The sequence below is a fragment of the Saccharomonospora sp. NPDC046836 genome (assembly GCF_040645195.1).
GTDB lineage: Bacteria > Actinomycetota > Actinomycetes > Mycobacteriales > Pseudonocardiaceae > Prauserella_A.
This window is the reverse complement of record NZ_JBEYXW010000006.1, coordinates 42,801-67,732: the sequence shown is the minus strand read 5'-3', so window position 1 is coordinate 67,732 and position 24,932 is coordinate 42,801. Positions and strand designations below refer to the sequence as shown.

Annotated in this window: 30 protein-coding genes; 7 read left to right on the top strand and 23 right to left on the bottom strand. The window is 69.9% G+C overall.

Annotated features, from left to right (window positions below):
• Positions 1 to 12: 12 nt before the first annotated feature.
• The 10 genes from ABZ863_RS10180 to ABZ863_RS10135 all read right to left on the bottom strand — a co-directional run bounded on the left by ABZ863_RS10180 (position 13) and on the right by ABZ863_RS10135 (position 10,667).
• Positions 13 to 2,394, bottom strand: coding sequence for a bifunctional (p)ppGpp synthetase/guanosine-3',5'-bis(diphosphate) 3'-pyrophosphohydrolase (locus ABZ863_RS10180; RefSeq protein WP_358533891.1), 2,382 nt, complete (start codon positions 2,392 to 2,394; stop codon positions 13 to 15).
• Positions 2,395 to 2,492: 98 nt separating this feature from the next.
• Positions 2,493 to 3,011, bottom strand: coding sequence for an adenine phosphoribosyltransferase (locus tag ABZ863_RS10175; RefSeq protein WP_358533388.1), 519 nt, complete (start codon positions 3,009 to 3,011; stop codon positions 2,493 to 2,495).
• A complete protein-coding gene (gene secF, locus ABZ863_RS10170; protein ID WP_358533385.1) occupies positions 3,008 to 4,258 on the bottom strand; it encodes a protein translocase subunit SecF in 1,251 nt (416 codons plus the stop codon). Before secF ends, ABZ863_RS10175 begins: the two co-directional genes overlap by 4 nt.
• Before the next feature lies 1 nt (position 4,259).
• Positions 4,260 to 5,981: a protein translocase subunit SecD gene (gene secD / locus ABZ863_RS10165; protein WP_358533382.1), complete on the bottom strand. Its 1,722-nt coding sequence runs from the start codon at positions 5,979 to 5,981 to the stop codon at positions 4,260 to 4,262.
• 178 nt (positions 5,982 to 6,159) lie between these two features.
• Complete coding sequence (gene yajC / locus ABZ863_RS10160) at positions 6,160 to 6,555, bottom strand: preprotein translocase subunit YajC (RefSeq protein WP_358533379.1); 396 nt, start codon at positions 6,553 to 6,555, stop codon at positions 6,160 to 6,162.
• Between the two features lie 124 nt (positions 6,556 to 6,679).
• Complete coding sequence (gene ruvB, locus ABZ863_RS10155) at positions 6,680 to 7,735, bottom strand: Holliday junction branch migration DNA helicase RuvB (protein WP_358533376.1); 1,056 nt, start codon at positions 7,733 to 7,735, stop codon at positions 6,680 to 6,682.
• Positions 7,736 to 7,772: 37 nt separating this feature from the next.
• Positions 7,773 to 8,369 (bottom strand): Holliday junction branch migration protein RuvA, encoded by a 597-nt coding sequence (gene ruvA / locus ABZ863_RS10150; RefSeq protein ID WP_358533373.1) that lies wholly within the window; start codon positions 8,367 to 8,369, stop codon positions 7,773 to 7,775.
• A complete protein-coding gene (gene ruvC / locus ABZ863_RS10145) occupies positions 8,366 to 8,995 on the bottom strand; it encodes a crossover junction endodeoxyribonuclease RuvC (RefSeq protein WP_358533370.1) in 630 nt (209 codons plus the stop codon). The genes ruvA and ruvC overlap by 4 nt, the downstream gene beginning before the upstream one ends.
• Positions 8,996 to 9,083: 88 nt before the next feature.
• Positions 9,084 to 10,016: an endonuclease/exonuclease/phosphatase family protein gene (locus tag ABZ863_RS10140; protein ID WP_358533368.1), complete on the bottom strand. Its 933-nt coding sequence runs from the start codon at positions 10,014 to 10,016 to the stop codon at positions 9,084 to 9,086.
• A 126-nt stretch (positions 10,017 to 10,142) separates the two neighbouring features.
• Positions 10,143 to 10,667, bottom strand: coding sequence for a DUF4262 domain-containing protein (locus tag ABZ863_RS10135; RefSeq protein ID WP_358533365.1), 525 nt, complete (start codon positions 10,665 to 10,667; stop codon positions 10,143 to 10,145).
• 122 nt (positions 10,668 to 10,789) lie between these two features.
• Between ABZ863_RS10135 and ABZ863_RS10130 the strand changes: the two genes are divergently transcribed.
• Complete coding sequence (locus tag ABZ863_RS10130) at positions 10,790 to 10,963, top strand: hypothetical protein (protein ID WP_358533362.1); 174 nt, start codon at positions 10,790 to 10,792, stop codon at positions 10,961 to 10,963.
• A 123-nt stretch (positions 10,964 to 11,086) separates the two neighbouring features.
• Here the strand turns inward: ABZ863_RS10130 and ABZ863_RS10125 are convergent, their stop codons facing one another.
• The 4 genes from ABZ863_RS10125 to ABZ863_RS10110 all read right to left on the bottom strand — a co-directional run bounded on the left by ABZ863_RS10125 (position 11,087) and on the right by ABZ863_RS10110 (position 13,557).
• Positions 11,087 to 11,839, bottom strand: coding sequence for a YebC/PmpR family DNA-binding transcriptional regulator (locus ABZ863_RS10125; protein ID WP_358533359.1), 753 nt, complete (start codon positions 11,837 to 11,839; stop codon positions 11,087 to 11,089).
• The gene (gene pdxT / locus ABZ863_RS10120) at positions 11,836 to 12,474 is read right to left on the bottom strand and encodes a pyridoxal 5'-phosphate synthase glutaminase subunit PdxT (protein WP_358533356.1); all 639 of its coding nucleotides are present in this window, start codon (positions 12,472 to 12,474) and stop codon (positions 11,836 to 11,838) included. Before pdxT ends, ABZ863_RS10125 begins: the two co-directional genes overlap by 4 nt.
• Positions 12,475 to 12,538: 64 nt before the next feature.
• Complete coding sequence (locus ABZ863_RS10115; protein ID WP_358533353.1) at positions 12,539 to 12,862, bottom strand: AzlD domain-containing protein; 324 nt, start codon at positions 12,860 to 12,862, stop codon at positions 12,539 to 12,541.
• The gene (locus ABZ863_RS10110) at positions 12,859 to 13,557 is read right to left on the bottom strand and encodes an AzlC family ABC transporter permease (protein WP_358533350.1); all 699 of its coding nucleotides are present in this window, start codon (positions 13,555 to 13,557) and stop codon (positions 12,859 to 12,861) included. Before ABZ863_RS10110 ends, ABZ863_RS10115 begins: the two co-directional genes overlap by 4 nt.
• Positions 13,558 to 13,625: 68 nt before the next feature.
• On the opposite strand from ABZ863_RS10110, the gene ABZ863_RS10105 reads away from it, so the two are divergent.
• Positions 13,626 to 14,192: an XRE family transcriptional regulator gene (locus ABZ863_RS10105; protein ID WP_358533888.1), complete on the top strand. Its 567-nt coding sequence runs from the start codon at positions 13,626 to 13,628 to the stop codon at positions 14,190 to 14,192.
• A gap of 5 nt (positions 14,193 to 14,197) precedes the next feature.
• On the opposite strand, the gene ABZ863_RS10100 is transcribed toward ABZ863_RS10105, so the two are convergent.
• Both ABZ863_RS10100 and ABZ863_RS10095 read right to left on the bottom strand, forming a co-directional pair.
• Positions 14,198 to 14,611, bottom strand: coding sequence for a type II toxin-antitoxin system VapC family toxin (locus ABZ863_RS10100; protein ID WP_358533347.1), 414 nt, complete (start codon positions 14,609 to 14,611; stop codon positions 14,198 to 14,200).
• Positions 14,604 to 14,834: a type II toxin-antitoxin system CcdA family antitoxin gene (locus ABZ863_RS10095; RefSeq protein WP_358533344.1), complete on the bottom strand. Its 231-nt coding sequence runs from the start codon at positions 14,832 to 14,834 to the stop codon at positions 14,604 to 14,606. Before ABZ863_RS10095 ends, ABZ863_RS10100 begins: the two co-directional genes overlap by 8 nt.
• A 7-nt stretch (positions 14,835 to 14,841) precedes the next feature.
• Between ABZ863_RS10095 and ABZ863_RS10090 the strand changes: the two genes are divergently transcribed.
• The 3 genes from ABZ863_RS10090 to ABZ863_RS10080 are packed head-to-tail and all read left to right on the top strand — an operon-like array spanning position 14,842 to position 16,129.
• Complete coding sequence (locus ABZ863_RS10090) at positions 14,842 to 14,982, top strand: hypothetical protein (RefSeq protein ID WP_358533341.1); 141 nt, start codon at positions 14,842 to 14,844, stop codon at positions 14,980 to 14,982.
• A 5-nt stretch (positions 14,983 to 14,987) separates the two neighbouring features.
• Positions 14,988 to 15,149 (top strand): hypothetical protein, encoded by a 162-nt coding sequence (locus ABZ863_RS10085; RefSeq protein WP_358533338.1) that lies wholly within the window; start codon positions 14,988 to 14,990, stop codon positions 15,147 to 15,149.
• Entirely contained in the window at positions 15,146 to 16,129 is a 984-nt protein-coding gene (locus tag ABZ863_RS10080) for an aldo/keto reductase (protein WP_358533335.1), read from the top strand. Before ABZ863_RS10085 ends, ABZ863_RS10080 begins: the two co-directional genes overlap by 4 nt.
• 46 nt (positions 16,130 to 16,175) lie before the next feature.
• Here the strand turns inward: ABZ863_RS10080 and pdxS are convergent, their stop codons facing one another.
• Entirely contained in the window at positions 16,176 to 17,090 is a 915-nt protein-coding gene (gene pdxS, locus ABZ863_RS10075) for a pyridoxal 5'-phosphate synthase lyase subunit PdxS (protein WP_358533332.1), read from the bottom strand.
• 199 nt (positions 17,091 to 17,289) lie between these two features.
• Here pdxS and ABZ863_RS10070 point away from each other — a divergent pair, with 199 nt between their 5' ends.
• Entirely contained in the window at positions 17,290 to 19,407 is a 2,118-nt protein-coding gene (locus tag ABZ863_RS10070; protein WP_358533329.1) for an elongation factor G-like protein EF-G2, read from the top strand.
• A gap of 13 nt (positions 19,408 to 19,420) precedes the next feature.
• Here the strand turns inward: ABZ863_RS10070 and ABZ863_RS10065 are convergent, their stop codons facing one another.
• From ABZ863_RS10065 to ABZ863_RS10040, 6 genes are all read right to left on the bottom strand, one after another.
• The gene (locus tag ABZ863_RS10065; RefSeq protein WP_358533326.1) at positions 19,421 to 19,939 is read right to left on the bottom strand and encodes an XdhC family protein; all 519 of its coding nucleotides are present in this window, start codon (positions 19,937 to 19,939) and stop codon (positions 19,421 to 19,423) included.
• A gap of 32 nt (positions 19,940 to 19,971) precedes the next feature.
• The gene (locus tag ABZ863_RS10060; RefSeq protein WP_358533323.1) at positions 19,972 to 20,955 is read right to left on the bottom strand and encodes an NUDIX domain-containing protein; all 984 of its coding nucleotides are present in this window, start codon (positions 20,953 to 20,955) and stop codon (positions 19,972 to 19,974) included.
• Positions 20,952 to 22,094: a glycosyltransferase family 4 protein gene (locus ABZ863_RS10055; protein ID WP_358533885.1), complete on the bottom strand. Its 1,143-nt coding sequence runs from the start codon at positions 22,092 to 22,094 to the stop codon at positions 20,952 to 20,954. The genes ABZ863_RS10060 and ABZ863_RS10055 overlap by 4 nt, the downstream gene beginning before the upstream one ends.
• Before the next feature lie 38 nt (positions 22,095 to 22,132).
• Positions 22,133 to 23,029: a phosphatidylinositol mannoside acyltransferase gene (locus ABZ863_RS10050; RefSeq protein WP_358533320.1), complete on the bottom strand. Its 897-nt coding sequence runs from the start codon at positions 23,027 to 23,029 to the stop codon at positions 22,133 to 22,135.
• The gene (pgsA, locus tag ABZ863_RS10045; protein WP_358533317.1) at positions 23,026 to 23,634 is read right to left on the bottom strand and encodes a phosphatidylinositol phosphate synthase; all 609 of its coding nucleotides are present in this window, start codon (positions 23,632 to 23,634) and stop codon (positions 23,026 to 23,028) included. The genes ABZ863_RS10050 and pgsA overlap by 4 nt, the downstream gene beginning before the upstream one ends.
• Before the next feature lie 105 nt (positions 23,635 to 23,739).
• A complete protein-coding gene (locus tag ABZ863_RS10040) occupies positions 23,740 to 24,255 on the bottom strand; it encodes a MarR family transcriptional regulator (RefSeq protein WP_358533314.1) in 516 nt (171 codons plus the stop codon).
• Between the two features lie 126 nt (positions 24,256 to 24,381).
• On the opposite strand from ABZ863_RS10040, the gene ABZ863_RS10035 reads away from it, so the two are divergent.
• Complete coding sequence (locus ABZ863_RS10035; RefSeq protein WP_358533311.1) at positions 24,382 to 24,930, top strand: YceI family protein; 549 nt, start codon at positions 24,382 to 24,384, stop codon at positions 24,928 to 24,930.
• The last annotated feature ends 2 nt before the right edge of the window (positions 24,931 to 24,932 follow it).

Sequence of the window (24,932 nt, the reverse complement as noted above, 5' to 3'; positions counted from 1 at the left end):
GCTGTGCGGGCCTTACGAGGCCGAGGTGACCCGGTACACGTCGTAGACGCCCTCGACGTTGCGCACCACCTTCAGCACGTGCCCGAGATGCTTGGGATCGCCCATCTCGAAGGTGAACCGGCTGACCGCGACCCGGTCACGCGAGGTGGTGACCGAGGCCGACAGGATGTTCACCCGCTCATCGGCGAGCACCTTGGTGACGTCGGAGAGCAGCCGGTGCCGGTCGAGCGCCTCGACCTGGATCGCCACGAGGAACACCGACGACTCCGACGGCGCCCATTCGACCTCGACCAGCCGCTCCGGCTGCTGGCGCAGGTCGTCGGCGTTGGTGCAGTCGGTGCGGTGCACGCTGACGCCGCCGCCGCGGGTCACGAAGCCGAGGACCTCGTCGCCGGGCACCGGCGTGCAACACCGGGCCAGCTTGGCCCAGATGTCGCTCTGCCCCTTGACGATCACGCCAACGTCGCCTGAGCCGCGCCGCCGGGTGACCGTGGACGGGGTCGCCCGCTCCGCGAGCTCCTCCTCGGCCTCCTCGACACCGCCGATGAGCGCGACCAGCCGCTGCACGACGTGCTTGGCGCTGGTGTGCGCCTCGCCGACCGCGGCGTAGAGCGAGCTGATGTCCGGGTGCCGCAGCTCCTTGGCGACCGCACTCATCGAGTCCGCCGACACCAGCCGCTGGATCGGCAGCCCGATCTTGCGGACTTCCTTGCTGATCGCTTCCTTGCCCGCCTCGATCGCCTCGTCGCGCCGTTCCTTGGCGAACCACTGCCGGATCTTGGCGCGAGCCTTCGGCGATCCGGTGAAGGCCAGCCAGTCCCGGCTGGGGCCGGCGCCCTCGGCCTTCGAGGTGAAGATCTCGACGACCTCACCGTTCTCCAGCTTGCGCTCCAGCGCGACGAGCCTGCCGTTGACCCGCGCCCCGATGCAGCGGTGACCGACCTCGGTGTGCACCGCGTAGGCGAAGTCCACCGGCGTCGACCCCACGGGCAGCGTGATCACGTCGCCCTTCGGCGTGAAGACGAAGATCTCGCGGGTCGCCAGGTCGTAGCGCAGCGACTCGAGGAACTCGCCGGGGTCGGCGGCCTCCCGCTGCCAGTCCAGCAGCTGCCGCATCCAGGCCATCTCGTCGATGTCGACGGCGGTGCCGCTGTGGGTGCCCCTGGTCTCCTTGTACCGCCAGTGCGCGGCGATCCCGTACTCGGCGGTGCGGTGCATCTCGTGCGTGCGGATCTGCACCTCGAGTGGTTTACCGTCCGGCCCGATCACCGTGGTGTGCAGCGACTGGTACACCCCGTACCGCGGCTGGGCGACGTAGTCCTTGAACCGGCCCGGCATCGGCTGCCACAGCGCGTGGACGACACCCATCGCGGCATAACAGTCACGGACGTCCTCGACGAGAATCCGCACGCCCACGAGGTCGTGGATGTCGTCGAGGTCGCGCCCCCGCACGATCATCTTCTGGTGGATCGAGTAGTAGTGCTTGGGCCTGCCCTCGACCTTCGCGGTGATCCGCGAGGACTCGAGCTGGTTGGTGAGCTCTCCGATCACCCAGCGCAGGTAGGTGTCCCGCGATGGCGCGCGGTCGGCGACCAGGCGCACGATCTCGTCGTACTTCTTCGGCTGCAGGATGGCGAACGCCAGGTCTTCCAGCTCCCACTTCACCGTCGCCATGCCGAGGCGGTGCGCGAGCGGGGCAAGGACCTCAAGGGTCTCCTTGGCCTTGCGCGCCTGCTTCTCCGGCGGCAGGAAACGCATGGTCCGCATGTTGTGCAGCCGGTCGGCCAGCTTGATCACCAGCACCCGCGGGTCGCGCGCCATGGCGATGACCATCTTGCGGATGGTCTCGGCCTCGGCGGCGTGCCCGAGCTTGACCTTGTCCAGCTTGGTGACCCCGTCGACGAGCTGCGCGACCTTCTCCCCGAAGTCGGCGGAGAGCGCATCGAGCGAGTAGCCGGTGTCCTCGACGGTGTCGTGCAGCAGCGCCGCCACGAGCGTCGTGGTGTCCATTCCCAGCTCGGCCAGGATGGCGGCCACCGCGAGCGGATGCGTGATGTAGGGGTCGCCGGACTTGCGGCGCTGGTGCCGGTGCAGCTCCTCGGCGACGTCGTAGGCGCGCTGCAGCAGTGCCAGGTCGGCGTTCGGGTGGAGCTCACGGTGGACGGCGGCCAGCGGTTCCAGTACCTGCTTCACCGACGCGGCACGCTGGGCGGTGATGCGCCGGGCCAGCCGTGCCCGCACCCGACGGGTCGCCGAGGGAGCCCTGATCGCGCCGCCGTTCGGCACGACGCGAGGGGCTTGCGGTTGCTGTACCTGCGCCGACGGCTGGGCAGATTGTGCACTCGCGTCGCCGCCCGAACGGGCTGACACGACGGAATCGAGCTCTTGGCTCACCCGCACCTCCGGCTCATTGCGCGGTCGCTAGACACCCAGGGTAACCCCCGGCGACTGCCGCCGCGTTCAGCGCTCCGGCCGGCGCACCCGCGCCCAGTTCAGACGGTACGCAGCGCGGCGACCGGCAGGCCGGCGAGACGGTCCCGCGCGCCGAGCGCGGCGAGCTCCAGCACTACGGCGACACCCGGCACGGTCGCACCCGCCTCCCGCAGCAGCGCGGCGGTCGCGGCGACCGTGCCGCCGGTGGCCAGCACGTCGTCGACGATGGCCACCCGCTCCCCCGCCGCCACTGTCCCGACCGGCAGCTCCAGCGTGGCGGTGCCGTACTCCAGCGCGTAGTCGATACGGCCTGCCACCGCGGGCAGCTTCCCCGGCTTACGCACGAGGGCCACGCCGAGTCCCCTGGCGTAACCGACAGCCGCCGCCAGCACGAACCCGCGCGCCTCCACCGCGGCCAGGCGGTCCACCGAGTCGCCGACCTCCTCAGCCAGCGCGTCGACCACCGACGCGAACGCCGCGGCGTTGCCGAACACCGGGCTCAGGTCGCGGAACAGCACACCCTGACTGGGGAAGTCGGGGATCTCCGCGACCAGATCCAGCGCCTCGTCGACCTTCATCGCTTGCGTTTGCCGGCGGGCTTACCGCCCCGGCGCTGCTGCTGCCGTTGGTGCGCCTTCGGGTGCCGGGCCGGCACGCTGGCCGCGGCGGCGAAGGCCTCCTCGCGGCGCAGCTCGGCGGCCAGCGCATCGTCGTCGGCCGGATCGAAGTCCTCGGTCTCCCTGGCGGCGGCCTTACGCGCCTGGTTCTCCCTGCGGGCACGCACCCGCTCGGCCTGCTGCTGGTACTTCGGGTCCCGCATCTTGAAGAACACCAGCAGCGGAGTGGCCAGCAGCACCGACGACAGCACACCGGCAAGCATGCCGGTCAGCTGCACCAGCGCCAGGTCCTGCAGCGTGCCTGCGCCGAGCAGGATGTAGCCGACGACCAGCAGGCCGAGCACCGGAAGCAGCGCGATCACCGACGTGTTGATCGAGCGCATCAGTGTCTGGTTCAGCGCGAGGTTGGCCGCCTCGGGGTAGGTGCGCCGGGTGAGGTTGAGCAGACCGCGGGTGTTCTCCTTGACCTTGTCGAACACGACGACCGTGTCGTACAGCGAGAAACCGAGAATCGTCAGCAGGCCGATGACGGTGGCCGGGGTGACCTCGAACCCGACCAGCGAGTACACCCCCGCCGTCACCACGATGTCGTGGATCAGTGCGACGAGTGCCGCGATCGCCATCCATTTTTCGAAGTAGACGATCAGGAAGATCGTCACCAGCACGATGAAGACCGCGAGGGCGAGGAGCGCCTGTCGCGAGATCTCACCGCCCCACGACGCGCTCACGGCGCTGTCGCTGATCACGTTCATGCTGGGTTGCCCGTCAGAGCCCAGCGGCTGCAACTCGGTGAACAGCGCCTGTTTGACCTGGGCGACCTGGTTGGTGTCCAGCGTGTTGGACCGCACCTGGATGGTCGCCGCGTCGCCGACGCCAACCTGCTGTGCCTCGGACGGGTTCTCACCGATGGCGCCGGCGAAGATCTCCTTGGTGCGTTCCGGATCGATATGCCCGTGCGCACCCTGCGCCGGCATCTGGATCTGGGTTCCGCCCTCGAACTCGATGCCCAGGTTGAAGCCCTTGAACGCCATGGACCCGATGCAGATCAGCATCAGCAGGCTGAACGCCACGAACCAGCGTTTCCGGTGACCGACGATGTCGAAGGCGCCGGTGCCGGTGTAGAGCCGGGTGAAGACCGACTCCTTGCGAGCGGTGGCCTTCTCGGTGGGCTCGGTGGGCTCGGGCGTCTTGTCGTTGCGCTCGTCCATGTCAGGCCCCCTTCGTGGCCGCGCCGACATGGCCGCCGGTCCGTCGGGTCGCCCCGACCTTCTGCACGGCGCCGAGCCCCGACAGTGCCGGGCTCGACAGCCGCTTCGACTTGGCCACCAGCGCCACCAGCGGGTGGGTGACCAGGAAGACGACGATCAGGTCGAGCACCGTGGACATGCCCAGCGTGAAGGCGAAGCCCTTCACCTCGCCGACCGCCAGCAGGTACAGCACCGCGGCCGCGAGGAACATGATGGCATCGGAGGCCAGGATCGTCCGCCGGGCACGCAGCCAGCCGCGTGGGACGGCGGAGCGGAAGGTCCGGCCTTCCCGCATCTCGTCCTTGAGCCGTTCGAAGTACACGACGAACGAGTCGGCGGTGACACCGATGGCGACGATGAACCCGGCGACACCGGCGAGGTCGAGGGTGAACCCGATCCAGCGTCCCAGCAGCACCAGCACGGCGTACACGATCATGCCGGACAGCGCGAGCGACAGGACCGTCAGCACACCGAGCATCCGGTAGTAGATCAGGCAGTACACGAAGACGAGCGCGATACCGATCCCACCTGCGATGAGCCCGGCCTCCAGGGACGCCAGGCCCAGTGTCGCCGACACGGTCGTCGCGTCGGACGAGTTGAACGACAGCGGCAGCGAGCCGTACTTCAGCACATCAGCCAGGTTCTTCGCCTCGGCCTGGGTGAACTGCCCGGTGATCTCGGTCTGCCCGTTCGGGATCGCCTCGGTGATGTTGGGCGCCGACACGACCTTGGTGTCCAGCACGAATGCAGCGCGCTGGTTGATGTTCGCGGAGGTGAAGTCGGCCCAGGTGCTCGCCCCCGCGCTCTTGAAGGTCAGGTTGACCACCCAGGCACCACGCTGGCTGTTGAAGCCGGAGGTGGCGTCCTGGATCTCCGTGCCCTCCAGGAACACCGGCGCGAGCACGTACTTCTCCGTGCCGTCCTCGTTGCAGGTCACCAGCGCCTTGGCGGGGTCGTCGTTGCCGACGAGCGGGTCGGCCGCGCCGGGCATGCAGGTCAGCGACGCGAGCGCCGCGGCCTGGGCCTGCTGCGCGGCCGCGACCGCGGTCTGGTCGCTGGGGTTGGCCGGGAGGAGGGCGTCGCTCTGCCTGACGGCCTTCGCCGCCTGGATCTCCTGGGCAACCCTCTCCTCAGGAGTCAGCGACTCGCCGGAGCCGGGTTGCGGCGACGGGCTCGGCGAAGGCGGCTGCTGGGCCGCTGCCGGGGAGCTACCACCGTTGGCCGGTGGCGTCGGTGTCTGTGGCGTCTGGCTGCCACTGCCCGGGGGCTGGCCGGTCTCCTGCTGCGGTGGCTGTGTCTGAGCCGCCGGCTCGGCCGCGATCACCTGGCGGAAGCCGAGCTTGGCCGTGCGGCCGAGCGTCTTGGCCTGCTCACCCTCGTTACCGGGCACCGTGATCACGACGTTGCTGCCGTCGAGGAGGACCTCGGCACCACTCACGCCGATCCCGTTGACCCGGGTCTCGATGATCTGCCGCGCCTGCTCGAGCTGTTCGCGGGACGGGGCAGAGCCGTCCGGCGTCCGCGCCGTCAGCGTGACCCGGGTTCCGCCTTGCAGGTCGATGCCCAGTTTCGGCGTCGGCTGGCGGTTGCCGGTGAAGAACACCAATGCGTACAGCACGACGACGATGAGGACGAAAAAGATGAGGTAGCGTCCCGGGCGGATGTGCCCGGCCGGAGGTGCCACGGTCGGTCGGTCTCCTCGAACTCGGTGTCGCGGCTAGGGGTCATGCCGCGTAGGCACGCTGTCCTGGGATGAGAAAGCGAACGCACGCAGCACCGAGACAGTACTCGGTGCTGCGTGAACGCCTTGTTCGCCCCACGCCGGAGCGCACGCACCGGCGCTGGCGAACGGGCGAACCGCGTTACTTCTTCTCGTGCTCGAGCGGCGGAGCGACCTGCGGGCCCTTGGCGGCCTCGCTCTCCTTGACGTCGGCCTCGGCGACCGTCACGTCGTCCTCGTCGTCGGTGGCGTCGTCGGCGGCGTCGTCCTCCACCACCGGATTGATCTTCTCCCGGACCGCCTGCCGCAGCCAGGTGGTGACCACGCCGTCGGCGATCTCGAGGTCGATCGTGGTGTCGTCGCTGGCGTCGGCCACGGTCGCGTACATGCCCGACGTCGTCATCACGCGGTCGCCGGGCGCCAAGCTGTTCTGCAGCTCCTGCTGCTGCGCCATCATCCGCTTCTGCTTGCGCGTGCCCATGACAAGCGGGATCGCGACGACGAGCAGCAGCAGCAGCGGCAGGAAAAGGCCGTCCATGGTTCTCCATTCGGGGACGCCACCGGTGGCGATGCGTCCGGGTTTGTCTGAATGTGCTCTCTTGAGTGTGCCAGGTACCGCTGTGAACGCCAGCACCGCCTGACGGGAGCACCTCGGCCCTTGTTCAGTCGAACAGGGTCTGCGCAGCGGCGTCAACCCCGGCGACGTCCGCCGGCGCCTGCAGACCGAGATGCTCCCACGCGGCTGCGGTCGCCACACGACCACGCGGAGTGCGCGCCAGCATACCGGCGCGGACGAGATACGGCTCACACACCTCTTCGACCGTCGTCGGCTCCTCCCCCACCGCGACGGCGAGCGTGGACACCCCGACGGGGCCGCCACCGAACGAGCGGACGAGTGCGGCCAGCACCGCCCTGTCGAGGCGGTCGAGACCGAGTTCGTCGACGTCGTAGACCTCGAGCGCCGCGCGAACGACGTCCAGTGTGGCCTTGCCGTCGGCACGGACCTCCGCGTAGTCACGTACGCGGCGGAGCAGGCGGTTGGCGATACGCGGCGTGCCACGGGACCGCCGGGCGATCTCGCTCCTGCCCGCATCGTCCACGAGGATCCCGAGCAGGCTCGCCGACCTGGCGAGGACCTGTTCCAGCTCCTGCGGGCTGTAGAACTCCATCTGCCCTGTGAAGCCGAAGCGGTCGCGTAGCGGTCCGGTCAGCGCACCGGAGCGGGTGGTCGCGCCGACGAGCGTGAACGGGGCGATCTCCAGCGGGATACTCGTCGCGCCGGGCCCTTTGCCGACCACGACGTCCACGCGGAAGTCCTCCATCGCGAGGTACAGCATCTCCTCGGCGGGACGGGCGATGCGGTGGATCTCGTCGATGAAGAGCACGTCGCCCTCGGCGAGGTTCGACAGCATCGCGGCCAGGTCACCGGCACGCTCCAGCGCAGGGCCGGAGGTGATCCGGATGGCCGCGTCCAGCTCGGCGGCGATGATCATGGAGAGGCTGGTCTTGCCGAGTCCGGGTGGCCCGGACAGCAGCACGTGGTCCGGTGGGACGCCACGCTTGCGCGCGCTCTCCAGCACCAGGTGCAGCTGCTCGCGCACGCGCGGCTGCCCTACGAACTCGGTGAGCTTGCGTGGCCGCAACGCGGTCTCGACCTCGCGCTCACCGGTCTGCGGGAACGCCGACAGCGCCGGGGTGTCCGGCTCGGAATCGGTCACGGCAGCTCCGTCGCCGCGGTGGGCGGGCCTGCCGGGCTCATCGCTTGCGTCCCAGCGTGGTCAGCGCGGCGCGCAGGACGTTCGAGGTATCGGCGCCGGGATCGCTCGCGACAACCGTGTCCACGGCCTGTTCGGCCTGTTTGGCGGGGAAGCCGAGGCCGACCAGTGCCTCCACGACCTCGGTCCGCACGGCGCCGGACGCACTCGCCCCCGGCACGGCGCCGGTGGTTTCGGCCGGCGTGACCTTGTCCCGCAGCTCCAGCGTCAGCCGCTCGGCGCCCTTCCGGCCGATGCCGGGAACCTGGGTGAGCACCGTGATGTTGCCCTCGGCGAGCGCGGTACGCAGCTTGTCCGGGTCGAGGACGGCCAGCGCGGCGAGCGCAAGGCGCGGGCCGATCCCGGACACGGTCTGCAGCAGGCCGAACAGCTCGCGTGCCTCGGCGTCGGCGAAACCGAACAGGGTCAGGGAGTCCTCCCTGACCACGAGCGAGGTGTAGAGCCGGACCTCGTCACCGCGGCGCAGCGTGGCCAGGGTCGATGGGGTGGCCTGCACGGCCAGCCCGACTCCGCCGACCTCCACCACCGCGTGGTCGAGCCCGATCGACAGCACCTCGCCGCGCACTGAGGCGATCATCGCCCTGCTCCCGTCTTCCTTGTCGTGGCGGCCCGCACCGCACCCGTGTCCTTGTCGGCGGCCTGTCGTGCCTTCGCCGCCGCGGCCAGGCGGGCCCGGTGCACGCGGGCCAGCTCCGCCGCCCTGGCCTCCGCCTCGGCCAGCCGGGACCGCATCGGCTGCCGCCACAGATGGCAGATGGCCAGCGCCAGCGCATCGGCCGCGTCGGCAGGGCTCGGCCGTTCCACGAGCTTGAGCAGCCGCGTCACCATGCCCGTGACCTGTGCCTTGTCGGCACGACCCGACCCGGTGACGGCGGCCTTGACCTCACTGGGGGTGTGGAAGGCGACAGGCAGGCCCCTGCGTGCGGCGCTGAGCGCGACCACACCGCCGGCCTGTGCCGTGCCCATTGCCGTGCGGACATTGTGCTGGCTGAACACCCGTTCGACCGCGACGGCCTCCGGCCGGTAGGTGTCCAGCCACTCCTCCACCGCGCCGGAGAGCTGGAGCAGCCGGCTCGCGAGGTCGGCATCGGCCGGGGTACGCACGACGTCGACCGCGACACAGGTCACGGTGCGGCCGAGGCCGCCATCCACGACCCCGAGGCCGCACCGGGTCAGCCCGGGGTCCACACCGAGCACACGCAAGCCGGCCTCCCTCTGCCGCGAACACCAGTTCGAGAACGCAGGCTACCGGCCCGCGCAGGGCCGGTAGCCGAGGCACGCCGGGTAACGGTTACGGGAAGCGCACGAGCGCCTGGACGGGCGTGTGGTCCGAGGGGTACCGGCCGTCGACGCGGAAGGTGTTGATGGCGGCCGCGAGCACCTGCACCCGCGAGTTCGCCAGTACCCAGTCGATCCGGTTCGCGCCGAGCACCGGGTCACGGTAGTTCGGGAAGGTGCCCCACGCCGGCGTGAGCTGTGCGCCTGCCGCCCAGGTGTCGACCAGACCGCCCTCGGTGAGAATGCGGTAGGACGCCGAGCTCGGCGCCGGTGTGTTGAAATCGCCGGTCAGCACCACCGGAAGGCTCGGGTCGAACCCGGCGATCCGGTCACGCACGAGTGCCGCGCTGCGCTGCCGGGAGTTCTCCGACTGGTGGTCGAAGTGGGTGTTGACGTGAATGAAGTCCCGCCCGGTACGCAGATCCCGGAACCGCACCCAGGTGACCATCCGGATGACGTTGTTGCCCCACGACTTCGAGCCGATCACGTTCGGGGTGTCCGACAGCCAGAAGTGGTCGAAGTCCAGCGGCTGGACTCGCCGCGTGTCGAAGTACACCGCCATGAACTCGCCGCGGCCGCCGCCCTCGCGCCCGAGCCCGATCCAGTCGTAGAAGTGCGGCAGGTCGCCGCTGATCTGCAGGACCTGACGGTAGAGCGCCTCCTGGACACCGAGCACCGTCGGCTTCTCCAGCTCAAGGAACTCCGCCAGCACCGGCTGCCGGTCGGCCCACGAGTCAGGGGAACCCGGCGCTGCGTTCACGTCGACGCGGATGTTGAACGTCATGACGTGCACCTGGTCGCCCTTCGCGGGGCCGATCAGCGCCTTGTCCCCGTGGCTTGCGGTGGTATCGGCGCCGGCCACCCCGGCGGTACCCAGCAGGCCGGCGATCCCTGCGGCGCCGGCGATTCCCAGCGCACCTCGCCGCGACACACCCGATACGTCCACGTTTCCTCCTCGAAGTCGGACTCGACGAACGAGGAGACTGTGGTCGATGATCATGTGCGGAACCCGGCGCGCAGACGACCGCGGGACGAACAGGAACCGAACTCGGCCGCCGCCGCCTTCAGTCCACTATGGACTTTCGCCGCCCGGCGTCCAGCTCTCCGGTAGGCCACTGACAGTCAGAATCGGCTGCCAGGCGGCGAAACCTTCGGGCGCACCGGCGTCCCACGGCCACTGCCGTTCCGGCGTGGGCACGATGATCTGCACGGCGGGGAAATCGCCGTCGGGGTAGACGAGAAAGGCGCTGCCGAAGAACTCGGGGTAGTGCCCACGAGCGACCTTTTCGAACGTCACCGGCACATCGTTGAAGAAATCGTCGTACAGCGTGCCGAACTCGAACTGCTCCCCCGCGGCCGCGCGGTCGACGTAGGCGTCCAGCAGCACCGACCCGAGCGGTTCCGGCAGCCCGACGACCACCGCCTCCGGCACACCGTGCATCGCCCACGCACACACCGTGAACGCGTATCCCGCGCCGTGATCGTCAGGGGGCACCGTGATGACGGCGTTGCCGCGTTCCTCTGCCTGCGCGACGATCCACTCGCGGAGTTGGTGATCCTGCTCGTCGGCAACGGTCTCGGGCGTCACGGCGATCATTGTGCCGTACCGGTGCGCGAGAGCCCAGCATCCTGACGGAAACCGACGTGACGCATTTCCTAGCGATAGGCGGCCATTACCCCCTACTATCGACAAACCGACCCCGAACTGGAAACCACACCATGTCCGACCACACCTTGAAATCCCCGCCTCCCGAGGGCGAAAGGGAAAACCTGCACGACCGGATCGTCACGGCCGAGCTGAAGCTCATGACCGGGGAACAGCTCACCCCGATGGAGCAACGCATTCTCGCCTACACCGTCTTCGCGGGTGGCTGCGCTTCCTGCGCACAGTGAGTTCCACAGCTCGATCGACTGTCCGAAAAGGACTCTGCGTCGCGCGGTAACCAGCCGCTACAAAGCCGGACGCCGCTTTCGCTCCGGCGTGCGAAGCGAAAGCGGCGTCGGGTGGTGCGAAGGTCAGGCGCCGACCTCGGCCAGGACCTCGTCGCTGACGTCGAAGTTCGCGTAGACGTTCTGCACGTCGTCGCAGTCCTCGAGCGCGTCGATCAACCGGAACACCTTCTTGGCGCCCTCGGCGTCCAGTGGCACGTTGACCGACGGCAGGAAGTTGGCCTCGGCGGACTCGTAGTCGTAGCCCGCTTCCTGCAGTGCCGAGCGCACCGCAACGAGGTCGCCCGCCTCGGAGACGATCTCGTAGCTCTCACCGAGGTCGTTGACCTCCTCTGCGCCCGCGTCGAGCACGGCCATCAGCACGTCGTCCTCGGCGAGATCGTTCTTCGGCATGAGCACGACACCCTTGCGGTTGAACAGGTACGCCACCGATCCGGGGTCGGCGAGTGAGCCGCCGTTGCGGCTCAGCGCGGTCCGCACCTCGGAGGCGGCCCTGTTCTTGTTGTCGGTGAGGCACTCGATCAGCACGGCGACACCGTTGGGGCCGTAGCCCTCGTAGGTGATGTTCTGCCAGTCGGCGCCACCGGCTTCCTCACCGGCGCCGCGCTTGCGCGCACGCTCGATGTTGTCTGCCGGGACCGAGTTCCTTTTGGCCTTCTGGATGGCGTCGTACAGCGTCGGGTTGCCGTCCGGGTCGCCCCCGCCAGTCCGCGCGGCGACCTCGATGTTCTTGATCAGTCTCGCGAACAGCTTGCCACGCTTGGCGTCGAGGGCGGCCTTCTTGTGCTTGGTCGTGGCCCACTTGGAGTGGCCGCTCATCTCTCCTCCAGATCTAACGTTTCCTGCACGATGCCCACGAACAGCCGGTGCACACGCTCGTCCCCCGTGAGCTCGGGATGGAACGCGGTGGCGAGCACCGGCCCCTGGCGGACCGCGACGATCCTATCCGCAGCCGCTCCCGCGTCCTGGGTATGCGGGATCCTGGCGAGCACCTCGACCCCGTCGCCGGTCTTCTCCACCCACGGGGCGCGGATGAAGACGGCGTGCAGCGGTCCACCGTCGATTCCGGCGACGTCGAGGTCGGCTTCGAACGAGTCGACCTGGCGACCGAAGGCGTTGCGCCGCACCACCATGTCGAGCGCGTCGAGCTGGTGCTGGTCGGGTCGGCCGTCGAGAGCCTGCCTGGCCAGCAGGATCATGCCCGCGCACGAGCCGAAGGCCGGCATTCCGTCGGCCAGCCGGTCCCGCAGCGGTTCCAGCAGTTCGAAGGTCTCCAGCAGCCGCGACATCGTGGTCGACTCCCCGCCGGGCAGCACGAGACCGTCGACCTCGGCCAGCTCGCCGGGCCTGCGCACCGAGACCGCCCGCGCGCCCGCCCGTTCGAGCATCGTGGCGTGTTCGCGGACATCGCCTTGCAGGGCGAGCACACCCACCACCGGTCGCCGCTCTGACACGCACCCACCTCTCCCAGGGATTCCCGCTGGTCAAGCCTACTGGGCTGGGCGCAGCGATCGCCGCTCAGGGCACGCCGAGCAGCCGAAGCACCGCGGCGGTACCGGCTGCGGCGAGGACGATGACCACGAACGGCGCCTTCCGCCAGGCCAGCACGCCGCCAACGGTGACGCCCGCAGGCCTCGCGATCCCGGCGAACTCGGCCCCGTCCAGCAACGCCGCTGTGCCGACGAGCGCGGCGAGCAGGACCACCGCCGCGATCGCCAGCAGCTTCTCGGCCCGGGGCGGCAGATCGATCCTGGCGCGCAGGACCGGCCCAGCCCAGCGGAACGCGAACGTGCCGGCACCGAGCACCAGTGTCGCGACGATCAGCGTGCCGGCGGTGATCATGATGCGGACTCCCCGGTGTGTCCGGCAGGGATCCGGCCGAGGACCACGAGCACACCTGCCAGCGCGAGCAGCACGGGCAGTCCCGCCGGCAGGAACGGCGAGGTGGCCAGCGCGATCGCCGTACCCGTCAGCGCGGCACGGCGGGTGGCCGTGTCCCGGAGGGCCGGCAGCACGAGCGCGAGCAACGCCGCCGGGAACGCGGCGTCGAGCCCGAAGACGTCGGTGTCGGTCACGACCGTGCCGCCGAAGGCACCGAGCACGACGCCGGCGTTCCAGCACACGAACAGTCCCGCACCGCACGCCCAGTAGGCCGCCCTGCGCCGTTCGGCGTCGGGCTGCGCGAGGGCGAACGCCACCGTCTCGTCGATCATCAGGTGTGTCCCGATGATCCGCCGGAGCAAGCCGTCGCCCAGCACGTCGCCGACGGCGAAGCCGAACGGCAGGTGCCTGGCGTTGACCAGCAGTCCGGCGACGACGGCAGCGACCGGGTTGCCGCCGGAGGCGACGAGCCCGACGAACATGAACTGTGCGGCGCCCGCGAACACCACGATCGACAACAGCATCGGCAACCACAGCGGCAGCCCGGAGCTCACCGTGATGGCACCGAACGACAGGCCGACGAGCCCGCCGGCGAGGCACACCAGCGCGATGTCACGCGCCAGATCCCGATCCAGAGTTCGCCACATCGAACGCACGGTTGTCTATACTGAACACCTTGCAGACCGTTCGTCAAGCCGAACGCATCGACTTCTGGAGCGAACGCATGGCCGGAACCAGGGACAGCGGAGCCCCTCTCGCGGTGATCGCCGCGTCCCTGCAACGCGAACGCCGCCGCACTGGGCTCTCACTGGCCGAGGTGGCCCGCCGTGCCGGTGTGGCGAAGTCCACGCTGTCCCAGCTGGAATCCGGCACCGGCAACCCCAGTGTGGAGACGCTGTGGGCATTGAGTGTCGCGCTCGACGTGCCCTTCGCGCAGCTGGTGCAGCCGGTCCGTCCGCGCGTGCAGGTGGTCCGCGCGGGCGAGGGGCCGCGGGTGGCCGCCGAGCACGCCGACTACACGGCGACACTGCTGGCCTCGTGCCCGCCGAACGCACGCCGGGACATCTACCTGCTCGCCGCCGAGCCCGGCAGGCCGCGGGAATCCGATCCGCACATGCCAGGGGTCGTCGAGCACGTGGTGCTCAGCACGGGGCGCGCGCTCGTCGGGCTCACCGAGGAGCCGGTCGAGCTCCACCCCGGGGACTACATCGCCTACCCCGGCGATCTGCCGCACGTCTTCAAGGCGCTCGAAACGGCAACGACGGCCGTTCTGGTCTCCGAGCACGTCTGACCGGGTCAGCGACCCGGGGCGGTAATGCTCTCGGCGAGAGGGCAGGCGCGGGCGAGACGACGATCGGTGGTCAACAGCGGCACACGGAGCCGGGTGGCGAGTTCGACGTAGAGCGCATCCACGAGCCGCAGGTCGGCGCGGCGCGACCAAGCGCCGGGCGCGAGCTCGATCACCGCGTGCCGCGTGAGGGGAGCGGCTGTCAGGGCAGTGAGAGCGGCGTCCACGTCCGCCGTGGTCAGCTCCCCTGCCCGGTGCAGCCGTCCGAGGGCGGACAGCACTTCCGCGTCCAGGTGGGCAGGGGCGTGCAGCACCGCACCGGCCAGCCGGGCACTGGCAGCCGCGGCGAACTCGGTGCCCGCCAGCAAGTCCACCAGCACCGAGGCGTCCACGACCACGATCTCGCCGGGACGATCAAGCATGCGGTTCGCCGGCCAGTTCGTCCCTGGCCTCGTCGAGCGCGGCAAGCGCCGCGGCGTGCGACACCGAGCCACGGGGTTGCGGCAACGACGCCAGCCAGGCATCTGTGGCACGGCGCTGCAGCTCATCCGCGATCGCCGCTTGGGCTAACGCCGAGATGTTCAGCCCGGCCGACTTCGCCCGCTGAGCCAGCTCATCCGGGATGTACACGTTCAGGCGCGTCATACACACAATGTACACACACAAGCCGACCGCGACCGGTCTGGTCGGCTCCGCCGTGGTCACCGCCGGATTCTCGCTGCTGGGCGCGTTCGTTGTGCTGATCGCCCGCGAGCGGGGTAGCCGAGCAGAAACCGAGACCCGGAAAGGATGAGAACGTTGGCAGACACACGTAACCCCTCTGGCACACAGAAGATGTTCGGGGACATCGCCCCCGCACTGGTGGGATTCACCGACGGAGTCCTGTTTGGACAGAACTGGCAGCGCACGGAGCTGTCGCCGAGGGATCGCAGCCTCGCGCCGGCGAAGGAGAAACCGTGAACTACGTAACCGCGGGCGCCACCGGTGTGCAGGTCTCGCCGCTGTGCTTCGGCACCATGTCATTCGGCTCCGAGGCCGACGAGCAGGCCTCGGCCGAGATGTTCCACCGGGTCCGGGATGCGGGGATCAACTTCTTCGACACCGCCGACGTCTACGGGCAGGGTGCCGCGGAAGAGATCCTGGGCGAGCTCATCGCCGACTGCCGCGACGACGTCGTCATCGCCTCGAAGGTGTTCTACCCGACCGGGGCCGATGTCAACGCCCGCGGCCTGTCGCGCCGCCACATCGTCCGCGCGATCGAGGCGAGCCTGACGCGGTTGAACACCGACCGGATCGACTTCTACTTCGTCCACGCCTTCGACGAGCACACCCCGATCGAGCAGACCCTGCGCGCGCTCGATCATGTGCAACGCCAGGGAAAGATCGTCTACCCGGCCGTCAGCAACTGGGCGGCCTGGCAGATCGCGACGGCCCTCGGCATCTCGGCACACGCAGGCCTAGCGAAGTTCGAGCTGATCGAACCCATGTACAGCCTGGTGAAACGGCAGGCCGAGGTGGAGATCCTGCCACTGGCCGAGGCCGAGAACCTCGGCGTGATCACCTACAGTCCGCTCGGTGGCGGCCTGCTGACCGGGAAGTACAGCAGCGGCAGCCGGCCCGCCGCCGGCCGGCTGGTCGACAACGCCCGCTACGCCGCCCGCTACGGCCAGGACAGTGACTACGCCACGGCGGACCGCTTCACCACCTTCGCCAAGGAGATCGGCGTGCGGCCGCCGACGCTGGCCGTGGCGTGGGCGATGGCGCACCCGGCCGTCACCGCGCCGATCATCGGTGCCCGCAACCTCGACCAGCTGCAGGACTCCCTTGCGGCCCTTGAAGTGGAGATGACCGGCGAGCTGCGGGAGCAGATATCCGGCCTGTCAGCAGCCCCGGCGCCGGCCACCGACCGAACCGAGACCCGGCAGCCGAACTGGACCTGACTGCCGGCCTCTCGAAAAGGCGCGCTGAACGACGCGGCGTGCGCTGTCACCAACCGCGCTCGGCGAGCCGGTGCGGCTCCGGGACATCGTCGACGTTGATGCCGACCATGGCCTCGCCGAGGCCGCGTGACACCTTCGCGAGCACGTCCGGGTCGTCGAAGAACGTCGTGGCCTTGACGATCGCCTCGGCGCGCTTGGCCGGGTCGCCCGACTTGAAGATGCCGGAGCCGACGAACACGCCTTCCGCGCCGAGCTGCATCATCATCGCGGCGTCGGCCGGGGTGGCGATGCCGCCCGCGGTGAAGAGCACCACCGGCAGCTTTCCGGTCGCGGCGACCTCCTTGACGAGCTCGTACGGCGCCTGCAGCTCCTTGGCGGCCACGTACAGCTCGTCCTCGGGCAGCGCGCTCAGCTTGCGCAGCTCCGCCCGGATCTGGCGCATGTGCGTCGTCGCGTTGGAGACGTCGCCGGTCCCGGCCTCACCTTTGGAGCGGATCATCGCCGCGCCCTCGTTGATCCGGCGCAGCGCCTCGCCCAGGTTGGTCGCCCCGCACACGAACGGCACCGTGAACGCCCACTTGTCGATGTGGTTGGCGTAGTCGGCCGGGGTGAGCACCTCCGACTCGTCGACGTAGTCCACCCCGAGCGCCTGCAGCACCTGCGCCTCGACGAAGTGACCGATGCGTGCCTTCGCCATCACCGGGATCGACACCGTGGAGATGATCCCCTCGATCAGGTCGGGGTCGCTCATCCTGGCCACGCCGCCCTGGGCACGGATGTCGGCAGGCACGCGCTCGAGCGCCATGACCGCGACCGCTCCGGCGTCCTCGGCGATCTTGGCCTGTTCGGGGGTGACGACATCCATGATCACACCGCCCTTGAGCATCTCGGCCATGCCGCGCTTCACGCGGGCGGTGCCGGTCTCGGGCAGGGTGGAGTTGACGGGCCGGGTGTCTGACACTGCGGAAGCCTTTCACGACGAACACAAGGACGTTACGTGTTCAGCGTATGCCGGACGTGGACCGCTCCGGGGTGCCAGTAAGCAGCAATCTCAGCAGTCCACTTTCCCTGATGCCGCAGGTACCCTTGCCGCTCGCTCCAATCGGGTGTGTGATCGAAGGCACACCTGAACAACGACGTCGGCGCAAGGGAGACCCGCCATGCCCGAGAAGCAGACGAGAAACGGAGACGGTGGAGCCGCGGTCGCTGTGGACGATCCCAGCAGGGTCCGCAATGTGGTGCTGGTGGGGCCTTCCGGCGCAGGAAAGACCACACTGACCGAAGCCCTGCTGGTCGCATCGGGAACGGTCAACCGCGCGGGATCGGTGGTGGAGGGCACCACGGTGTGTGACCACGACCCCGCAGCTGTGCGCCAGCAGCGCTCGGTCGGCCTCGCGGTGGCGCCGATCGTGCACGGCGACATCAAGATCAACCTGATCGACACTCCCGGATATGCCGACTTCGTGGGCGAGCTGCGGGCCGGGCTGCGTGCGGCCGACGCGGCCCTGTTCGTCGTCTCCGCCGGTGAGGGCGTCGATGCGGCCACGGTGGCCCTGTGGGAGGAATGCGCGCGGGTCGCCATGCCGCGCGCGGTGCTCATCGCCCGCCTCGACCACGCGCGTGCCAACGTCGCGGCAGAGATCGCCGCCTGCCAGGTCGCCTTCGGTTCCGGGGTGCTCCCGCTGTACCTGCCGCCGGGCAGTGGAGCTCCCGGCCTGATCGGACTGATCACGCAGCAGTTCTACGACTACGCGGGTGGTTACCCGCCGAGAATGGGGCAGCCGGATCCGGCCGACCTGGAGCGGCTCACCGATGCCCGCAACGAGCTGATCGAGGGGATCATCGCCGAGAGCGAGGACGAGACCCTCATGGACCGCTATCTCGCCGGCGAGGACATCTCCGAAGACACTCTCATCACCGACCTGGAGACCGCCGTCGCGCGCGGCACCTTCTACCCGGTCATTCCGGTATGCGCGGAGACCGGTGTCGGCCTTGCCGAGGTACTCGACGGCATCGCCCGCGCGTTCCCGTCGCCGCTGGAACACCCGCTGCCCGAGATCATCTCGGCCAACGGCGCGGCGGACCCGCAGCTCTCCCCTGATCCGAACGGTCCGCTCGCCGCCGAGGTCGTGCGTACGGCCGTGGACTCCTACGTCGGGCGTGTGTCGCTGGTGCGCGTGTTCTCCGGCACGCTGCGCCCGGAACGGTCCGTGCATGTCGCAGGCCACGGGCTCGCCGAACGCGGCCACGCCGACCACGACTCCGACGAGCGGGTCGCCCACCTGTACTCACCGCTCGGCTCGAGCCTGCGTGAGGTGCCCTACTGCGTTGCAGGCGACCTGTGCGCGCTCACCAAGATCGGCTCGGCCGAGACCGGTGACACCGTGTCGTCACCGGAGCTCCCCCTGCTGATCACGCCGTGGGCGATGCCGGAGCCACTGCTGCCGGTGGCCGTGGTCGCCAAGGCCCGCAGTGACGAGGACGCGCTGGCGCGCAACCTCGCGCGGCTGGTGGCGGGTGACCCGACGCTGCGCCTGGAACGCAACGCCGAGACCAGTCAGCTGGTCCTGTGGTGCATGGGCGAGGCACACGCCGATGTCGTGCTGTCGCGCCTGCGAGCGGGTGGTGCCGAGGTGGACACCGAGCCGGTGCGGATCAGCCTGCGCTCGACGTTCGCCGCGAGGGCCTCCGGGCACGGCAGGCACGTGAAGCAGTCCGGCGGTCACGGCCAGTACGCGGTGTGCGACGTCGAGGTGGAGCCGCTGGAGCGCGGTGCGGGGTTCGAGTTCGTCGACAAGGTCGTCGGCGGCTCCGTGCCGCACCAGTTCATTCCCAGCGTCGAGAAGGGCGTCCGCGCGCAGCTGCAGCGCGGGCTCGTTGACGGCCACCCCGTGGTGGACGTCCGGGTGACCCTGTTCGACGGCAAGGCACACAGCGTGGACTCCTCCGACGCCGCCTTCCAGACCGCGGGAGCGCTCGCCATCAGGGACGCCGCGGCGAAGACCAGCATCGTGCTGCTCGAACCGCTCGACGCGGTCGTCGTGCTGCTGCCCGACGAGCACCTCGGCACGGTATTGGGCGACCTGTCGTCGCGGCGGGGCCGTGTGCTGGGCACCGAATCGGTGGCCGGTGGGCAGAGCATCATCCGAGCCGAGGTTCCGGCCAGCGAGCTGCTGCGCTACGCGATCGACCTGCGGTCGCTGACCTCCGGCAAGGCGAGTTTCACCCGGCACCACGTTCGCTACGACCCGATGCCGGAAAGTCTCGCCATGCACTGACGAGGCGCAGTGCTCAGCCTGCCGGGAACTCGAAACCGCCAGGACGGCCGTTGCGGTCGGCGATCAGACCGGCGAGTGTCGCGATGGCGATCTCCGGGGGCGTTCGGGAACCGATGTTGAGCCCGACCGGCCGGTGCACGCGCGCGATGTCGTCGGCGCCGACGCCGAGCGCAGCCAGCGCGGCGACGTGCGGGCCGGCGTGGCGGGGGTTGCCCAGCACGCCGATCCAGCGCGCTGGGTGGGCCAGCGCGTCGCGGAGCACCGCACCGAGCTCGGCCCGGTGGTGGTCGGTCACGACGACGTCGGCGGTCGCATCGAGCGCGGGCATGCCGGTCACCGCGCCCGCCGCCGTTGCCCGCTCCGGGTCCGGCTCGACCAGGACCGGGCGGAAGCCGAGATCACGACCGTAGGCCAGCAGGTACCGGGCGACCGGTGAGGCGAACACCGCCACCAGCGTGCGCTCGGCTACCTCTGCCGCGGCCGTGCCGTGCGCGACGTCGCAGGCGGGATCGTGCGCGGGGTCGGCTGCCATGCGAGTCAGTGTGCCACGCGGGCAGGTGCCGCTCAGCGGATCGAGCGCAGCCGCCCGTCCCAGCCGTGTTCCAGCAGTGGCGGCAGCAGCTCGCCGAGCAGTTCCGGGTAGATCGTCTCGCCGGTCTCGCGCAGCTCACCGGCGCTCCACCAGCGATAGCCGTCGATCGCGTCGGACTCGACCTCGGTGAACCTCGACGTGTCGACGTCGTGGGCGGTGTCCAGACGTACGCAGAAGAACCACTCGGTGCCGTCGTAGTGCTGCCCGCCGAAGCTGAACTCGACGCGCCGCCGCCACATCGGCCCGGTCAGCTGTCCGGCGGGCGTGTCCAGCCCGGTCTCCTCCTTGAGCTCGCGCACAGCGGCCGAGCGCAGGTCCTCGCCGTCCTCCACGCCGCCGCCCACGGTGAACCAGAAGGTCTCCCCCGCCACCGCCGGGTCACGTCCGTTGAACAACAGCACCCGGCCCGCCGGATCGACGAGCACGACGCGGGCCGAGGTGCGGGGTATTGGCACGACCACGCCCGCGTCCGGCTCCGCGATCTCGAAGTACTCCGGCGCCCGTGCCTTACCGGCGAGCTTGAAGTAGCGCACCTTGCGCCTGCGTCGCAGCGCCAGCGTGTCGCGCACCGCGTCGTTGTGGACCCTGCGGGCGATCACGACCCGCTGCTCGGCGTCGGTGAGCTCATCGGCCAGCACCGGTGGCAGGTGCCCGCGGTCGAAGCCGGCCAGCAACCGGGTCAGCTCGTTCTCCGCGAGCTCCCGTTCCGGCCGCGACGCCGACTCGGCGGCCTCTGCCGCCGCACGCAGCACCCCGGCCGCGTCGGTGGGCAGCACGCTCGCCGCGACCGTCCGCGCCACCACGGCCCGCCGGGCGAGCGCGGCGTCCAGCGCCGCCCAGCCGGCATCCATCCGCACGTGCAACCGGTCCAGCCGGTTGGCGGTGGCGACTAGGTACAGACCACCGGCCACGACGAGCGCCGCCAGCACCGCGAGCACCACGACGAGGGTGTTCACCTGGCCACGTCCTGATCCGCGCTGACGGTGCGGGGGTCGGCGGCGATCGCGGTCTCGTAGACCCGCAGCACCTGCTTGACCACGGTCTGCCAGTCGAACAGCGCGACGCGTTCCGTGGCAGCCGCCGACAGCAGCGCGCGCCGCTCTGGGTCGCCGATCAGTTCCCGCAAGGCGCCCGCCAGTGCCGCGGCGTCGCCGGTCGGGGTGAGTACCCCGGCCCGGCCGTCGTCGAGCACCCGCCGGAACGAGTCGAGCGCGCTGGCGACCACCGGTGTGCCTGCGGCCATCGCCTCGGTGAGGATCATGCCGAAGCTCTCACCTCCGGTGTTGGGGGCGCAGTAGACGTCCACGCTCCGCAGCGCGCGGGCCTTGGTGGTGTCGTCGACCTGCCCGAGCAGGTCGATCCGCTGCGCGAGGTCCGGTCCCGCCTCGCGGAGCAGCGTGTCGGCGTCTCCCCTGCCGACGACGAGCAGGCGCAGACCGGGCAGCTGCGGTGCCAGTATCCGCAGCGCGTCCAGCAGTACCCCCATGCCCTTGCGTGGTTCGGTGTAGCGGCCGACGAACCCGAGGGTTCCCCCCGCACGGGGGTAGCCGGGCAGTGGCTCCGCGGCGGCGAAGTGCCCGACGTCCACGCCGTTCGGGATCTCCACCGCGTCCCCGCCGGAGTGCTCCACCTGGACGCGGCGCGCCAGCGCCGAGACGGCGATGCGGGCGGTGACCTTCTCCAGCAGCGGGCGCAGCACCGGCTGGAACGCGGCCAGCGTGCGGGACCGGGGTGTCGAGGTGTGGAAGGTGGCGACGATCGGGCCGCTGGCGACCTTGAGCGCCAGCAACGACAGGCTCGGCGCGGCCGGTTCGTGCAGGTGCAGCACGTCGAAGTCGTTGTCACGCAACCAGCGACGGACCCGTGCGTAGGACACCGGGCCGAACTGCAGGCGGGCGACCGAGCCGTTGTAGGGAATGGCCAGCGCTCGCCCCGCCGGATGCACGAACGGCGGCAGCGGGGCGTCCTCGTCGGCCGGCGTCAGCACCGACACACTGTGCCCGAGCGCGAGCAGCGCCTTGGCCAGGTCGACGACATGTCCCTGAACCCCGCCGGGAACGTCGAAGGAATATGGGCAGACGATGCCGATCCTCATGCGCCCGGTGCCCTCAAACAGCCTGTCAGACACAGCCGCTACCCCGTGACATCGGCGTGTTCGGCCTGGTCGGCGAGCCAGAACCTCTGCAGCATATGCCAGTCCGTTGGGTGCGCGGCGATGTCACCGGCGAAGACCTCGGCGAGTGCGAGCGTCGCGGCGTGGATCTCCTCGCGACTGTTCACCCTGATCCGCGGGTGAATCCGCAGTCCCCACCCGCCGTCGGTGAACCAGGCACCCACGGGCAGCAGCGCCGCGCCGGTGCTGGCCGCCAGCCGGGCGGGCCCCGCGGGGAAACGGGCCTCCTGGCCGAAAAAGGTGACCGGCAGGCCGGAGCCGTTGAGGTCACGGTCGCCGACGAGGCACACCACCTTGTTCTCCCTGAGCCGGCGCAGTAGCACCCGGAACGACACGCTGCCGTCCGCAGGCACGACCTCGAACCCGAGTGCCTCGCGATACGCCACGAACCGGTCGAACAACGACGCCGGCCGCAGGCGCTCGACCACCGTGGTGAAGCTGCCGGAGTGGCCCACCAGCCAAACCCCCGCCACGTCCCAGTTGCCGGTGTGGGGCAAAGCGATGACCGCACCGTTGCCCTCGGCGAGCGCGGCGTCGAGGTACTCGGACCCACTGATGTCCACCCGGCCGCGGACGTCGTCGGGGTCCATCGCGGGCAGGCAGAAGGCCTCGTACCAGTACCGGGCGTAGGAGCGCATGGCTCGCCGGATCAGGTCGTCGAGTTCCGCGGCGTCGGCCTGAGGGACCACCCTGGCCAGGTTCCGGCGCAGTTGCCGCACCCCGGCGCCGTCGCGGCGGACGGCGAGGTCGGCGGCGAACGAGAACAGCGAACCGGCCGGTTTTTTCGGCAGCTTCGGCACGACCCGCCAGCCCACGGCGTAGGCGAGATCGGCGAGCCTGCTGCCGAACGCACTCACGAGCGGGCCTCCCGCGCGGCCTTCGCCACCGCCGTGATGCGCTGCAGCAGCGTGATCACCGACAGCAGCGCGAGCAGCCACAGCGAGCCCTCGACCGCGTACGGCACCCCGAATCCCTGCAGACCGGTGCCGGTCAACGCGATGATCAGCCGCTCGGCCCGCTCGACAAGGCCACCATCGGCGGAGAGACCGGACGCCTCGGCACGCGCCTTGACGTAGGAGATCACCTGCGCGAGCACCAGGCAGACCAACGCCGCCGCCGCGGCACGCTCGTTGCCATCGACCGTGAAGGCCCACCACGCGATCGCGGCGAACAGCGCGCCGTCGACCAGCCGGTCGCAGGTCGCATCGAGCACCGCCCCGAACGGTGTGCTGCCGCGGGCGCGAGCCATCGCACCATCGAGCAGGTCGAGCATGGCGAAACCCCACACGGTGAACGTTCCCGCCAGCAGCATCCCCGCCGGGAAGAACACGAGCGCGCACACGAATGCGCCCGCCGTCCCGATCAGGGTCATGGCGTTCGGGGTGAGGCCCGCCCTGACCAGCGCGGCACCGATCGGATCGGTGACGCGAGAGACGGACGCGCGCGCGAAGATGTTGAGCATCGGTCCTACGGGTGCAGGTACATACGTGGTCGGGTTGCCGAAGAAACCCTATCGAGCCGGACCGACGCCACCTGCACGGATGCCCGCAAAGCCGGAGTGAGCGACTCAGCCACGTGCGATGTCGGCGTCCATCGCCTCCAGTTCGGCGGCCGCGGCCTCGGTGCAACGTGGGGTCAGCCGCTCCAGTATCGCGCCGCTGATCTCACCCAGCCGGCCCAGCTGTTCAGGGGTGAGCGGGTCGAACAGGCTGTACCGCACGGCGTCGACATGCCCGGGAGCGGCCGCCTGCAACGCGGCCAGCCCTGCTTTCGTGAGGTGGGCGAACGCACCGCGCTTGTCGGTCGGGCACGCTTCCCGACGGACCCAGCCTGCGGCCTCCATCCGCGCGACCGCGTGGGACAGCCGGCTGCGGGAAGACCGCGTCGCGAGCGCCAGATCGCTCATCCGCAGTACCTGACCTGGCGCTTCGGAGAGCACGACCAGCACCTCGTAGTAGGTGAGCGGTATGCCGGCGTCCTGCTGGAGCTGCGCCTCCAGGTGCGCCTTGAGCATGTTGACGGCCGCCGAGAAGTCACGCCAGATGCGCTGCTCCTCAGCGCTGAGCCATCGGGGTTCGGACATGGTGCCCATAGTACTCCTAGTTGAGGACTCAACTAAGCTTCGGTATCCTGTTACTTGAGGGTTCAAGCAACCGGGCCCGGCACACAGTGAGCACATGAACGCACAGCCATACACGGAGGAATCCACATGAGCGCCCCTACGACCGAGATCCCCGGCTACATCGCGGGCACCTGGACCATCGACCCGGTGCACTCCGACGTCACCTTCACCGTGCGCCACCTCGGCGTCTCGAAGGTCCGCGGCCGGTTCGGCGAGTTCGGCGGCGAGATCGTCACCGGTGCTGAGATCACCGGCTCCTCGGTGACCGCCACCATCCAGGCGGCGAGCGTCGACACCAACAACGAGCAGCGCGACGGCCACGTCACGAGCGCCGACTTCCTCGACATCGAGAACTTCCCGACGCTGAACTTCCACACCAAGGGCGTCCGCACCGACGGCGAGGACTACCTCATCGACGGTGAGCTGACCCTGCACGGCGTCACCAAGCCGGTCACCCTCACCGCGGAGCTCGGCGGTTTCGGCGACGGCATGACCGAGGGCAGCAAGGTGGTCGGCGTGTCCGCCACCGCCGAGATCAGCCGTTCGGAGTTCGGCGTCGGTGCCAGCATCCCGGCCGCCGTCGTGAGCGACAAGATCAAGATCGAGCTGAACATCGAGGCCGGCCTGCAGGGCTGAGC